The sequence below is a fragment of the Virgibacillus sp. LDC-1 genome (genome assembly GCF_030137545.1).
Taxonomy (GTDB): domain Bacteria; phylum Bacillota; class Bacilli; order Bacillales; family Amphibacillaceae; genus LDC-1.
Genome location: NZ_JARUVL010000005.1, coordinates 134,900 through 149,938 on the forward strand (window position 1 = coordinate 134,900; position 15,039 = coordinate 149,938).

Below are 15,039 nucleotides of genomic sequence, written 5' to 3' on the forward strand. Positions count from 1 at the left end.
ATCCACAGAAAGGGATTTATCAATTCTTAAGAGATTCATAGAAAAGCAGCTTTCCCTCAAGCTTTATCCACACGCTGTGAATAACTAAAACTTCATCTGAAATGAGGTGTTAGTAGTTATTACGCAAATGACAAGATGAACAACGAAAGAAGCTATCTTTGTGACTAGACTATTTCATCGAAATGGTATAGAGACACCAATTTCATATTGAAAGCATCATTTATCACATGAAGACAGCTTCTTTTATATGTTCATTGCTTTCGTATAGCTTCCCTCTTATTCGGAAGCTACTTGCGATTTATCAGGCTCTGACTCTCGTTTAAGCACAAATTGCAATACAAGCATTACTACAAAGCCTCCTAATCCGATCAAATCAGAGTTCCCCTCCGGGTAAATAAGAAATAGACCAGTGGCTACTGTTGCAATCCGTTCTATCCAGTAAAGCTTTCGATACCAATAACCAATTAATCCCGCTCCAATCGCAAGCATACCTGTGATAGCCGTAAATAAAATCCAAATTACTTCTGTAATTGTTGTATCGATCATTAACAACTCCGGCTGTAACACGAACATATACGGAATAATAAATGCAGCAATCGCTAGCTTTGATGCATTTACCCCCGTTCGAATTGGTTCTCCACCTGAAATTCCAGTAGCCGCAAAAGCAGCTAGGGCAACAGGCGGTGTAATATCCGCAACAATTCCAAAATAGAAAACAAACATGTGCGCCGCTAAAACTGGAATGGCAACTTCAAGCTGATCGTTTAATGCCAGTATAGCTGGCAAAGCGATTGTTGAGGTGATGATATAGTTTGCTGTTGTTGGCGAACCCATTCCTAATATAATCGATGCAATCATCGTAAAAAATAGGGTCAATAGCAATAAACCATTAGGACTAGAGGTGAAACTCTCTGCCATACTTACAAGTCCGTTTCCTAGCTTTAGCCCTAAGCCTGTCTTCGTCACAACACCGACGATGATTCCTGCACTTGCAGTTGCTGCTGCAACACCAAGTGCTGTTCTTGCACCAGAAGTCAATGCTTCGACAAATTTACGTGGTGTGATCCGTGTTTCTTTCAAGAACATACTAACAACGATTGCAGCAATGATTCCATATAACGCTGTTCTAGAAATACTAAAACCATCATATAAAAACCAAACAATCGCAACAATAGGAAGCAGTAAATGTAGCTTTTTAAATACTACTTTCTTCGATGGGATTTCTTCTTCTGGCAAGCCAAGTAGTCCTAATTTCTTCGCTTCAAAATGCGTCATTATCCATATCCCAGAAAAATATAAAATCGCTGGAATTAATGCTGCTTTGGCAATTTCCCAATAGCCTACCCCAGCAAACTCAATCATTAAAAAGGCAGCTGCACCCATAATAGGTGGCATGATTTGTCCACCAGTAGATGATGCGGCTTCTACTGCGCCTGCAAAGTTTTTATGATAGCCCAAACGCTTCATTAGCGGTATCGTATAAGACCCTGTCGTAACCGTATTCGCCACAGAGCTACCAGAAATGGTTCCATTTAGCGCACTTGAAAAAATAGCCACCTTTGCTGGACCACCAGTTCTTCTACCTGCCAATGAAATTGCTAAATCATTAAAATAGTCTCCTACTCCAGTTTTTACAAGAAACGCTCCAAATAACAAGAAAAGAAAAATGTAAGTCGAGGAAACCTGTAACGGGGTTCCTAAAATGCCTTCCGTTGTAAAATACATCGAATGAACTAATTGTTCAAGAGTAAGTCCCCGGTGAGCCAACATGCCTGGCATATATGGACCAAACAAGGAATATATAAGAAATAGACTCGCAATAATGACGATTGGAAGTCCTACAGCTCTTCTTGTTGCTTCAAGCACGAGAAGAATTGCCCCAATCCCAATAATCATTTGAAATTGATCGATTCCACCAAATTGCTGTACGAGCTTATCATAGAACATCGGCCAGTACCCGGTTACGATAATCGACAGTATAGCTAATAGATAGTCATACCAAGCAATTTTTCGCTTTGGTCCTTTTTTTCGTGCAGGGAAAAGCAAAAAAATTAAAACTAGCGCAAATCCCAAGTGAACAGTACGTTGAATATAGGCTGTTTTTTCTCCAAACCAACCAGTGTATATTTGAAATGCCGAAAAAGCAATTAAAATCCCGATAATTACTAACGACATAATTCCAGTAAGTTTTCGTGTATTGGATTCTGTATCATACTTTTGCAGAAGTTCCTCTTGCTGTTCTTGTGTAAGCTTATCCATTTTCTTTGATTCACTCATGGATTTTCACTCCTTTCATAAGTTGCCATAGAGATAAGTTGTCTACCTTTAACTTATAAAATCCGCCTGGGCGGAAGTAATCGTTAAATTGAATTTCCGATTGTCCATTTCGCCCCCAGCGAAGGCGATGGTTAGATACTGTTTTGCCATTTCGTAGCACAAATGATGGAAAAATATTATTTAAATTCTTTATATGGTATTTGCCATCTTCGTAAACAAACTCCTCTCCATTCTCGGCGTTACTAGGCATACCAATACCAAAATGCTCATAGATGATTTCATACTGCTTCATGGAATGGTCAGGAAGAATTTGATATTTTTCGACAACATCCGTTAAGTGGATAGAGTGTTTCCAAACAATCTGAAAATTCCCTCCCTCCTTGAGCGGAAGATAAGCGATAATAGAATTCGAGTTTTCTTTATAAAAAACAAGGGCAGTCCGAAAAGGGACGAAAAGTGCACCTATAATGATGATAAGCGTGAGAAGAGAAATAGCAGTAAGTCGTACATGCTTTTGTTGAAGTTTCATTTGGACCATCCTATCCATAATACAAGGGAGAATGATTGGCAGTGGATTTATATCGGACGTAAAAAGGAAGGCCAGCAGCGTTTGTCTAACAATCGATCGACAACTGGCCTTCAATTCTTCTTATTCGAAAAAAACTATTTTATTCCTTTTTCATCAAAATATTTTTTGGCACCTGGATGAAGATCAATCCCAATACCGTCTAATGCTGATTCAAGTGTGATAAATTCACCTTTGCCATGTTCAATTTTATCAGTATTGTCATAAATGGCTTTCGTAATATCATAGACTACGTCCTCAGATAATTCATCGGTAACTGCTAGCATTGCAAGTACTGCTACTGTGTTTACATCTTCAGGTAACTTATATGTTCCTTTTTTCACCGTATCAGCAGCATAATAAGGGTACTTATTTACTAATTCGTCCACTTTATCCTGTGCAATTGGTACGATACGAACATCTTCTGTAGCTGATAACCCTTCTACAGCACCTGTTGGTGTTCCTGCTGTAATAAACGCTGCTGCAATGTTCCCATCCTGAATACCACCAGTAGATTCACCAAAGTCTAAATTTTGCGCATCAATATCATCCATGGTCATCCCATGTACTTCTAAGATTTGTTCCGCATTAATATATGTTCCTGATCCTGGTGCTCCAACGGATACTTTTTTTCCTTTTAAATCCTCTACAGAGCCAATGCCAGAATCTGCCGTCGTTACAATTTGAATTGTTTCTGGATATAAAGACCCTAATGCTAAGACATTATCTACTTTTTTTCCTTCAAAAGCGTTCTTTCCTTCGATTGCATTTGCAACAACATCCGTTTGAACAAAAGCAAGCTCAGCTTCACCTTTTGATAAAGCGATTACATTGTCTGCCGAAGCATTCGACGTAGCAGCTGTTGTCTCAATTCCTGTTTCATCAGAAATGATTTTCGCCATTTGGCCGCCTAACGGATAGTATGTACCACTTGTTCCACCAGTTAGCAATTGGAGAAATTCTGGCTTATCTCCCTTGTCGCCACCTTTAGCTGCATCATCTTTATCATCAGATCCACAAGCTGCTAAAAAAAGTGATAGTACGAGCAACATTGCAAATGAAAGCATAAAATTTTTCTTTTTCATGCATAGTCCCCCTTAGTATAATTTTGTGCTTTCATCATTGTACAAAATAATGAATAAAGTTGTCAATCTATTACATTGTGAAAATTTAGACAAATAACCTAGTTACAAGGTAGCAAAATGAGTAGCTTTCTTTTGATTCAGAAAGGATTTTTCACGCTCTTTCTTTCTTCAATGATGAAAGTCTCTGACTAATTATTTTTATTATTAAAATAATTGGAATAATGTGATATTATGAAAGAACAAATGAAAAGGAGTTGGTATTCATGATGCAAGTGCCTTTATTAGTTGGTTCCATGCTAGAGCATGCGGAAACATTTTTTTCTAAAAAGGAAGTCATCTCGCAAACACACGACAAGCTGCACCGTTTAACCTATAAAGAAATTGGAAGCAGAACACGTAGACTAATGAGTATATTAGCACAACTCGGTATTCAAAAAGGAGATCGTGTTGGAACGCTTGCTTGGAACCATCATCGTCATTTAGAAATTTACTTTGCCGCACCCGGAATGGGAGCTGTATTGCATACAATTAACATCCGCCTTTCCCCAGAGCATATTATTTACATTATTAATCACGCAGAAGATAAGGTTTTATTTATTGATGAAGATATTTTACCGCTTATCGATAAGATAAAAGATCAGCTACCGACAGTTGAAGCGTTTATCGTTATGACAGATAAAAATGAGCTTCCAGCATCTTCGCTAGCCCCACTTTACTCCTATGAAGAACTACTCTCTACAGGTGATGAAACTTATCCATTTACAACTCAAATTGATGAAAATGATCCAGCAGGAATGTGTTATACCTCTGCAACAACCGGAAAACCAAAAGGCGTTTTATATACGCATCGCGGCATTGTGCTACATAGTTTAGCCTTAGGACTAGCAGATTCAGCAGGTATTTCGGAAAAGGATGTCATGATGGCTGTTGTACCACTGTTTCACGTGAATGCATGGGGGACGCCGTTTGCTTGCACATGGTTTGGCAGTAATCAGGTCATGCCTGGTCCCCGCTTTACACCAAAAGATTAGCAGCATTTATTGAAGCATATAGCGTCACCATCACTGCTGGTGTGCCAACAATATGGCTTGGCTTAGCACGAGAGTTAGAGCAGGGCGATTATGATACTTCTAGTCTGCGCGCTATTCTTTGTGGGGGGGCCGCAGCTCCTCTAGGATTAATTAAAACATTTGAAAAACGGTTTGGAATTCCGTTTTATCATGCATATGGGGCAACGGAAACAACTCCGCTCGTTACCTTTTCCCGCCTAAAAAGCTATCAACAAAACCTCGATGAGGAAGGTATACTTAAAGAAAGATCAAGACAGGGAATCCTTGTCCCCGGATTAAAAATGAAGGTAGTTGGAAATAATGGCGAAGTTGCTTGGAACGATGAGGAAATGGGAGAGCTCTTATTACAAGGCCCTTGGATTGCAGATGGATACTACAACGATGAGCGAAGTGAACAAGCCTTTATAGATGGCTGGTTTCATACAGGAGATGTTGTTACCGTAGATGAAGAAGGAACGATTAAAATTGTCGATCGCACAAAGGATTTAGTAAAAAGTGGTGGGGAATGGATATCTTCCGTTGATATTGAAAATGCCTTGATGGCGCATGAAGCGATATTTGAAGCGAGTGTTGTTGCTATCCCTCATCCCGAGTGGCAGGAGCGTCCAATTGCTTGTATTGTATTAAATGACGGTTATGAAGACAAGGTTTCCAAAGAGACATTTATTACGTATTTAGAGCCACAATTCCCTAAATTCTGGTTACCAGATGATATTCTCTTTCTCCAAGAAATACCGAAAACGTCTGTCGGAAAGTTTTTAAAAAGGCAGCTGAGAGAGCAAGTTAAAGCTCATTATCAATTGAATGAATAAAGGATGTTTTTTATCGCTTCACGTATTACCCTTGTTTAGCTTGCAGAGAATTTTTCTCTGTAAGCTACTCCATCTCTTAAAGAAAAATATTCCATTTTATTATATTAAAACCAGTTTTTACATCGTTATTTTCTTGACAATATTATGAAAATTCAATACGATATATTTTAGTATATCAATCTGAAAACATTTCATCGGGTTATTTTTTCAGAATAATTAATTATTTTAAACAAATTGGGAAAGGGGGTGGAAGAAGTGACGATTAAAATTGCTGTTTTTGGAAGAAAGGAAATTATAGAACGGGTAGAAGATTGTGTAAAGGAACAACAGGATATTGAAATTATTCCATTTATTTATACAAAAGAAATCGATGTGAATCTATTAATTGACCAAGCTTTTATGTGTGATATCTATTTATTTACTACCCCTTTATCTTACTTGCATGCAAAAGAAAAAATCCAAAAGAAACGGTTACCTGCTGTTCAAATTACATTTGATGAATACATGGTTCTCACTTCATTCTATCGTGTAAGAAATTATGAGAAGCAAGAACTAAAACGAATATCAATTGACATTCATAATGGTACACATGTTACCGAAGTACTCTCCGAGTTAGAAATGCTAGATCGTGCATTTTATACGTATAGTTATAACGACATGTCGCAAGTAAATATAGACCAAATTGTATCGCACCATGTACAACTTTGGGAGGCAGGAAAGATAGACTATGCCCTTACTTCTATTATTGAAGTTGATAAGCAATTAAAACAACGAGCCATTCCAAGTAGCTGTATGATCATACCAAAAACGAATATACTCCATGCAATGGAGCAAGCTAAATCGTTGGTTACTTTTAACAAAAGCCAAAGTGCACAAATTGTGGCAGGGTATGCACGAATTAAACATTTACAAGAAATAGAAAAAATAAAAGGCATACATAAAGTGAGAGAACTTCAATCCAAACTTTCTAGTATTCTTGTCAGATTCACCGAAAAAACATATGCAACATTATTAACGAATAATGAAAATCAGTTCGTATTATTTGGTACACGTGGGATTTTAGATCATATAACAAACCATTATCGTGATTTTCCACTTCTACAAGAGATCGAAACGAGGATAAAGGTACCAGTAGAAATCGGCTTTGGTCTTGGCCTTACTGCCAAACAAGCAGAGGACCACGCACAACAAGCATTAGATATAAGCGGAGAGTCAGAAGGAAGTAGCTGTTATATCGTAAATGATCGTCAGGATATTATTGGACCACTCGGTGTAAAAAAGCATTTCGATACATCGAGACTTTATCAAGCGCTCATTCATAAAGCGCGGTTAAATAATGAGCTTTCCTACAATTTTATCGACTTCGTGACTTTACGAAACAATGAGCCTTTTTCTTCACATGATGTTGCCACGTATTATCGTGTCACAAAACGAAGTGCTGAAAGAACGATAAACAAGCTATTAATTGGGGATGTAATAAAAGTTGTCGGCGAAGAAAAGCCATATGTAAAAGGACGCCCACGAAAGCTATTTCAAATTAATATGTAAAAGCAGAGGAGCATCATGAACCTTAAACAAGGCCATTGATGCTCCTCTTTAAAAGGTTCTGACCTTAACCACCAGAGCGCACCTATTCATTTCTCAAGATTGATTGTCCTTTAGCCACAAGCACCTTGCTTGAAACGGAAAAATGCTTTTTGTTTATTTTAAACATAATCGATAGGGTCTTAAGCTGAACAAAGACATATGGAACGAGCATAATAAAGTAAATTGGTGAAAACTTCGTGACTATTCCATTTTGCACAAATCCCCAATGGATGAAAAACATACCGAGCACCATAAATGCCACTCCTGGGCAAATCAATCCATATGTGCCTGCGTTTTTTCCTTCTCCATGGATCATATCCTCAAAATAGCCAATCTTTTTCAAAACAGCATAGCCGATAATTCCAAATACAAGCTGAATCGAAACAAAGACAGCTAACACGATAAAGAGCGGAAGTGGAGAAGGGTTTGCTTCTTGAAGCAGATTATGATTCACGCCCATGAACAAGCGCACAAATGTAATACCTAGAATCGTCATAATCGGAATAGCCATCCAAATACTTGGACTGCCGATTTTATCAATTCCATGCTCAAACATTGCAGCCGTTCCTAAGATTAAATGGGCGACAAACAATACAATTGCTAATGTAGCGAAAAAGATAGAGAATACTATTCCTATCGTTGACACCCATAACGTGCTACTCATCGCACCAGGTGCCGCAAAGCCAACCGCAATCATAACAAAAGCAAAGACTGCTAGAAGCTGACTAAGGCTATTGTTTTTTACTGGGTCAAACCCTTCCTTCATCAAGAAGCGCGTCATATATCCTTTAAAAATGATTAATGCATAAATTCCTACTGCTGAAAATCCAAGCAATGCAAATGGAAACATGTATTCCACCACATTCCATAGATTTGGTATAAACAATCCTGCAAAAATAAGTAACACATTTATTGTCATCGCCAATGTAAGCGGAATAGCCATGAGTGATACTGCGGCATTTGAGTTCTTCAGCTTCTCAAATGCTTCGGTTTGTTTAAATGCGCGATATTCTTTTATATTCCATAGTAATAGTTGAACATGCTTGTATCCCATAAAAATAATTGCCATTATTGCAATGACAATCAATAGTGATACTGCCATATTCTCTTTTCCAATCAGCGGAAATACGTGTTCAAAATTGGCCATCGGTCTTCCTGGATGCTGCACCATGAACATAAAATACATATAAAATGATACTGCTAATCCACCACTTCCTAATGAGGCTAAAAAGTAGAGCGGATTATAATTGCTTCCTAAATTCTTTCTCATCTTCTATTGTTTCCTCCTTTTTTTATACCCACATGGGTATATATTATAAATGGCAAAAGAGAAATAAACAATCCTTTCAAGTGTTTTTAGGGGGATTCCCCTATACATAGCTCATTCAATCAAAAAGCACCTCCGAAGGATGGCGAGCGCCAACCTCAGAGGTACTTCAAAATGACTTTTCGTTAAATATTTAACAGCTCGCGAATATCTGCTTCACTTAAGCTGGAAAGCATTGTTTCTCCTGGTTGAATTACTTTATCAATTAATTCACGTTTCTTCTGCTGCAAATCATAAATTTTTTCTTCAATCGTTCCTTCCGTAATTAAACGAATTACTTGCACAACATTTTTTTGGCCAAATCGGTGTGCCCGTCCAGTTGCCTGATCTTCGACTGCTGGATTCCACCAAAGATCATAGAGAATAACCGTGTCAGCACCTGTCAAATTTAATCCTGTTCCACCTGCTTTTAGTGAAATAAGAAATACATCGTTTTCCCCATTATTAAAACGCTCACTCATTTCAACTCTTTCTTGTGCAGCTGTTTGTCCGTGGATATAAAAATACCCAATACCTGCTTCTGTTAACTTTTCGATAATTATTTCATGCATGCTCGTAAACTGAGAAAAAATCAGCATTCTTTTTCCATTTTCGATTGCATTTTGAACCGTCTCCATCAGTTGAGCCAGCTTACCAGAAGGACCGTCGTAATTTTCAATGAATAGAGCTGGATGACAGCAGATTTGGCGTAATCGAGTAAGTCCTGCTAAAATTCTCATCCTGTTCTTCTGAAAACTGTTCGTTTGCATCGATTGAGCCGCCTCTTGTTGTAGCTGACGCAAATACCCAACATACAGATTTTTTTGCTCATCGGTTAATTCAGATACATGTACAGATTCAATTTTATCAGGAAGCTCTTTTAATACATCCTTTTTTAAGCGACGTAATATAAATGGCTTTGTTAATGACGCGATTTTTTCATGCTCTAATTGACGAAACTGCTTCTGATTAGGCATTAGACCTGGTAACACTACTTGAAAAATTGCCCACAGCTCATCAATTGAATTTTCTATTGGAGTCCCGCTTAAAGCAAAACGACGACTTGCTTTCATTTTGCGGATCGCTTGAGACGTTTTCGTTGCATAGTTTTTAATAAATTGCGCTTCGTCTAAAATAAGTGTCTGGAATTGCTGCTCCATATAAATTTCAATATCTTGCCGAAGTGTCGCATAAGATGTAATCCATACATCGACTGCTTGGGATTGCTTGATTCGTGCATGGCGTTCAACTGGATTTCCCGTCATAATTGCTACAGATAAAGACGGTGAGAATTTCTCTATTTCATTTTTCCAATTATAAACGACCGAAGATGGCGCGACAATGATATGTGGATAGTCACTTGGCTCGGAAACAATATAGGCTATACTTTGCAATGTTTTTCCTAGCCCCATATCATCCGCTAAAATCCCCCCTAATTGATAGGAGCTTAACGACTTGAACCATTGATATCCTGTTACTTGATAATTTCGCAAGGTAGCATGTAGCTTTTCCGGCAATGGATAGACCTGTTCCTCCGGTGATTTTAACCGATGCAAGAGCGCACGAAATGTTGGATCATAATTTTTCTTTGTATCAAGCAGTTCATCAACTTGCATACCTCGATAAACCGGCATTTGAATATTCCCATTCTGAACATCATCTTTATTAATATTCAAGTCCGCAAAAAATTGCTTGATTGAAGAAAAATCTTCTCCCTCTAGCGATATGATTGCACCATCCTGCATTCGATAATAGCGTTTTTTTTCAATCACTGCATCTAAAATACGGGAGACCTCATCATCATTAACGCCTTCAATATCAAATCCAACCTCCAGTAAATTATTTGCAGATTCCACACGAACACTAGTGCTTGGAGTAGGTTCTGTTTCAAGAAACATACTTCGGAGCTCGGATGTAAGAAATAATTCAACCTGCTCATCAAGCATCGGTAAATAACGATAAAGAAATTCATATAGTTGCTCATCATCAGGAGCTATATACAGTTCTTTGCCGTTGTAATGGAAATTAGCATGCTCAATAAGCTGCATAATCTTTTGTTCTTTTTCAACATCACGAATAATCATGACGTCATTCTGTTTTCTACCATTAAATGGATCAATTTCTTCTGCTCCGTAATGATACAGTAGCTTTCCAATTATCCAATCATTCTTTACTTCTAAATATAGCTTTGCTTTTAAAGGGACTTGAATGATGTCAGCTGCTACATTATCGGCAATATCTACTTCACTTACTTTTTTTAATGACGGAACAACCTCGGAAATAAACATATCTGCTTGCTCGTTAGCAATTGGAAGTGTATCTCCCAACAGACTAAATTTCATGATTTGCTCAATAATAGGAACCTGATCTTTGCTTGGAAAATAGAAGGTTCCTTTATCATAAAGCATTTGATAAGAATCAAAATACGTTACACCTTCCATATGATGCAAATTCAACGTAAGATCTTTTTGTTCGTTTTTAGATAAGGAAAAACGAAAAGGAAGCTGATCCTTGACAATTTGCAGTGGCTGCTCATTTTCACTCTCTTTATTATCAACAATAAAATCTCTTTGGACTAATTGTTCCAAGAGCTCTTCAGCTACGAGCGGTGGAATTACAATTGAGCGCTTCTCGCTTCCTTTATTAAGATAATGATAATAAGCCGGCTCCCGATATATTTCCTCGTTGCGAACGATAGAAAATAACCTTTCTAGGATTTGCATATCTTGTTGTAAAATATAGTGATGCTCTGGTGAATAAATGAAATTTTTCGTAAAAAAATGCCCTCTCCCTAAGTGTACATCATGTAAAAATTCAACAATACCCTTTACAACATAGGAACGATTTTCACCTGCTTTCAGCTCTAAAATCAGGTTTTTTTCATAGCCCCATTTACCAATATATTCGATATGGAGCTCTTTTTTGTCAGGAAAAAAATCGTTTGCTCGCTCCTGTTGTTTGATCATTCCTAATGATTGCATAAACTGTTCGGCTAATTTATAGTTTGGACGTGCTTCGTGGGAAGGGTTGTTGCGTTCTTTTTGAACAACGCTGAGGAGCACCGCTACGATGTGCTTACATGTTTGAAACGTATCGAAAGCTGGACAATCACAATACGTATCAACCGCTCCTTTTTCCATATGCTGTAAATCAATTTCTACAAAATATGGTTCCGTTCCATCAACAGTTGCTGTCCACACCTGATGATTTATATCAAAAAGCAAGTCATTCACTCGATCTTGTTTAAAGTATTGTAATCCTCGTTTATATACAGAAGCTGGAAACAATCGTTCTAAATTAATATCGCTCAGTTTCTTCAAAATCTAGCAACCTACCTTTTATCACTTTTCTTCTATTGTATACAAGAATGATACGTTTTAAAACCATAGCAAAAATTTACCTTTTTTCATGACTTTCTCATACGCAAATAAATCCAAGCCGTAAAGCAGCTTGGATTTATAGTTACGTTCCTTACGAGGTAATGACTTCAAAGATGCTATTTATTAACTTGCTTTTCTTTTTGTTTGAAGGAGTAAGTAAATGTATAGGAGCATGGAAATCAGAACAGAAACAGCCGATGTAATGTATATGATTCCATAATCAAATACAAATGCTAACTGCCCAAACACAATAGCACCTAAGCCGACACCTAGATCAAATGAGGAAAAGAATGTTGCATTCGCCATTCCCTTTCGATTGCTTGGCGCTTTATCAACTGCCCATGCTTGTAAGGCAGGCTGCACACTACCAAACCCCAATCCATAAAAGGCCGCTCCAAGTAAAAGAATAAACGTATTTGGCAGCCATGCTAAAAGAAGCATCGCAATAAAAATCATCAGGGCCCCTGGAAGAAACACGTACAGATGCCCTTTCATATCATAAATTCTCCCTGCAAACGTTCTAGATAGTAATAAGAATAAGGCATATACGAGGAAGTAGGACTCGATACCAGTAATTTGCTTTTCAGCAGCATATAAAGGAAGAAAGGATGCAATCCCTCCAAAAGTAACCGTAATAAAGAATAACAAAATAGCAGGCTGTAATGCCGTTTTCTCAAAAATATCAAATTTCACGGTAACCGATTTATGTTCGGATTGCTCCACTTTTTTATAACGAATATTGGCTGCTAATAGAAATGCTACCAACCCGGATGCCGCACAAATAAGGAAGAAAGCTTTGAACGAAATAACCCCAACAAGATAAAGTCCGAGCGAAGGACCAAATGCTAATGCAAGGTTCCCGGATAAACCGAAATAACCCATTCCCTCTCCTCGTCGTTTTGGCGGTATCAAATCCGTTGCAATTGTTCCTGTAGCTGTAGTTGACAATCCCCAGCCAACCCCCTGCACCATCCGCATTACAAATAAAAACCCGATTGTCGTAATAAAGGCATACGAACCGACGGATATAACAAAAATGGATAAGCCAAGCATATAGACAAAGCGTCGACCTTTTGTTTCTAATGAATGTCCTGCATATGGCCGGAAAATTAATGCAGAAAAGGTAAATATCCCGACAATTAAACCGATAATTTGATCACTTCCACCTAACTCTTTCACGAATATAGGTAGTGTCGGCAATGTCATTTGAAATCCTAAAAAGATAAAAAAATTCGCCACACAAATCATAATAAAATCTCGTGTCCAAATTTTTTCGTGTTTTACTGAATTATTTTGTTGCACACTCATCATTTCACTTCCTTCGATAGTCGAAGTTTATTATACAGGAGTGTGCAGTGGTTGAAAATAGAAACGATATGCGGGATTGCTCCATCCGAATATACCGGGTAATAATCCTGATTTACTAGGTTCTATAATTAAAGGCAAGTGGCTTACTCACCCTTGCCTTTAATGACTCCACATGCAACACGTTCACCCGCATCTCCTGCAGGCTGAGATTCATAGTCGTCCGCCCCAGAATGAATGACTAGTGCTGTTCCACCTTCTTTTAATAGTGAATTTTCTTTTCCTTTTTCAAGGGTTACCATCTTTGCTGTAACCTCTACTTCAACGGTTCCATCCTCTTTCACTTCTATATTCGGAAGATCGCCTGCATGTGGTCCGCCTTCCACATTAAATCCATGCTTTGCATTTGTTGGATTAAAGTGTCCACCTGCCGTCTTAAAATCTGGTGGATTACAAATTCCTTTTTCATGGATATGAAAACCATGAACGCCAGGGGTTAACTTTGATGCCTGAAGTGTAATGTTAACGCCTTCTTTTGTTTGTTCTAACATCGCTTTGCCAATTTCTTCTCCTTCACCATTAATGAGAATCGCCTCTGCTTGCACACCTTCTGAACTAGGCTGTACAGAAGCTTCCATTCCCTGTTCTGTTTTTTCTTGATCCGTATTTTCTTGCTCATTTTGATCATTATCTGCGTTACCACACGCTGCCAGAATCAAAACCATGCTGAACAATACGACAATACTCCACAGCTTTATTTTCATAACATCCCTCCTCGACATGTTATTACAATTATTCACAAAGTAGACGAGGAATAAACATTCCATTTTAATTAGTGGCTGTTCTTTTAATCCATATAAAAATGCCTCCAAACATTGTCCCCGTTTGGAGGCTGACTTCCGGTATAAGACCGTTTTAGTGATTTGTTATGCCGGTATTACATCTTTCTTCTGCTTCTTATCTGGGTTATAAGCTTTTATAAAAGGAAGCACCCATCTATCTAAACCATATCTACCTGCATTATATCCTGCTACAAGTAAGAATATCGTTAAGAGAACCATTTGTGCGTTCGTACTTACTGTACCACTGAACAAGAATGCAAAGTTCATCGTAATTCCCATTAGAGCTGCAAAGTTTGTAAAGATACCGAGAATAAGTGCAATTCCTACAAGAACCTCTCCCCAAGCAACTAGAAAACTAAATAATCCTGCGTTTGGAAGTGCGACATGCTCTAAAAATGCTGCCCACCAGCCTTGAACCGCTGGATGTTCTCCTCCCGCGCTGGCAATCGCCCCTTGTAAGAATCCACTTGCATCAAAGCCATTTGTAACTTTACCTAATCCAGCTGTTAACCACGCATACCCGATATAAACACGTATAATTGCTAATACACCAGCGAACACCTTATTGTTACGAATGAAATTTACAATCATCTTCCTCATCTCCTCTTTGTTATTGTTTTCACATACTTTAAATTAATTTGTATCTTTATTACAATATTATAATAACATCTCGCTGTACAATTCACATTAAGTTTGTGAATCATTTCACAATACAGAAACAAAGTTGTGTCGGAATTGTGAACAAAGGCTATACACACAACGTAAATAGGGATTAATCATCAAACCATACATGGCTACCTCCAATTATAA

Annotated in this window: 9 protein-coding genes and 1 pseudogene; 2 read left to right on the forward strand and 8 right to left on the reverse strand. The window is 38.0% G+C overall.

Translation table 11 applies throughout. From position 1 onward, the window contains the following. Nucleotides 1–276 precede the first annotated feature (276 nt). The 3 genes from QBK89_RS06550 to QBK89_RS06560 all read right to left on the reverse strand — a co-directional run bounded on the left by QBK89_RS06550 (nt 277) and on the right by QBK89_RS06560 (nt 3,927). Entirely contained in the window at nt 277–2,277 is a 2,001-nt protein-coding gene (locus QBK89_RS06550; RefSeq protein ID WP_284140226.1) for a TRAP transporter permease, read from the reverse strand. Continuing rightward, nucleotides 2,270–2,806 carry a DUF1850 domain-containing protein gene (locus QBK89_RS06555; RefSeq protein ID WP_284140227.1) on the reverse strand — a complete coding sequence of 179 codons (537 nt, stop codon included), beginning with the start codon at nt 2,804–2,806 and terminating at the stop codon, nt 2,270–2,272. The genes QBK89_RS06550 and QBK89_RS06555 overlap by 8 nt, the downstream gene beginning before the upstream one ends. A 134-nt stretch (nt 2,807–2,940) precedes the next feature. Further along, a complete protein-coding gene (locus QBK89_RS06560; RefSeq protein ID WP_284140228.1) occupies nt 2,941–3,927 on the reverse strand; it encodes a TAXI family TRAP transporter solute-binding subunit in 987 nt (328 codons plus the stop codon). Nucleotides 3,928–4,190: 263 nt separating this feature from the next. On the opposite strand from QBK89_RS06560, the pseudogene QBK89_RS06565 reads away from it, so the two are divergent. After that, a pseudogene (locus QBK89_RS06565) lies at nt 4,191–5,809 on the forward strand (long-chain fatty acid--CoA ligase). Nucleotides 5,810–6,064: 255 nt separating this feature from the next. Next, nucleotides 6,065–7,357: a hypothetical protein gene (locus QBK89_RS06570; protein WP_284140229.1), complete on the forward strand. Its 1,293-nt coding sequence runs from the start codon at nt 6,065–6,067 to the stop codon at nt 7,355–7,357. A gap of 82 nt (nt 7,358–7,439) precedes the next feature. On the opposite strand, the gene QBK89_RS06575 is transcribed toward QBK89_RS06570, so the two are convergent. From QBK89_RS06575 to QBK89_RS06595, 5 genes are all read right to left on the reverse strand, one after another. Continuing rightward, the gene (locus tag QBK89_RS06575) at nt 7,440–8,666 is read right to left on the reverse strand and encodes a TsoY family (seleno)protein (RefSeq protein ID WP_284140230.1); all 1,227 of its coding nucleotides are present in this window, start codon (nt 8,664–8,666) and stop codon (nt 7,440–7,442) included. 182 nt (nt 8,667–8,848) lie between these two features. Next, nucleotides 8,849–12,022 carry a DEAD/DEAH box helicase gene (locus QBK89_RS06580; RefSeq protein WP_284140231.1) on the reverse strand — a complete coding sequence of 1,058 codons (3,174 nt, stop codon included), beginning with the start codon at nt 12,020–12,022 and terminating at the stop codon, nt 8,849–8,851. A gap of 183 nt (nt 12,023–12,205) precedes the next feature. After that, nucleotides 12,206–13,390, reverse strand: coding sequence for an MFS transporter (locus tag QBK89_RS06585; protein ID WP_284140232.1), 1,185 nt, complete (start codon nt 13,388–13,390; stop codon nt 12,206–12,208). A 143-nt stretch (nt 13,391–13,533) separates the two neighbouring features. Further along, nucleotides 13,534–14,151 carry a superoxide dismutase family protein gene (locus QBK89_RS06590; RefSeq protein ID WP_284140233.1) on the reverse strand — a complete coding sequence of 206 codons (618 nt, stop codon included), beginning with the start codon at nt 14,149–14,151 and terminating at the stop codon, nt 13,534–13,536. Nucleotides 14,152–14,313: 162 nt separating this feature from the next. After that, nucleotides 14,314–14,820: a DoxX family protein gene (locus QBK89_RS06595; protein ID WP_284140234.1), complete on the reverse strand. Its 507-nt coding sequence runs from the start codon at nt 14,818–14,820 to the stop codon at nt 14,314–14,316. Nucleotides 14,821–15,039 lie beyond the last annotated feature (219 nt).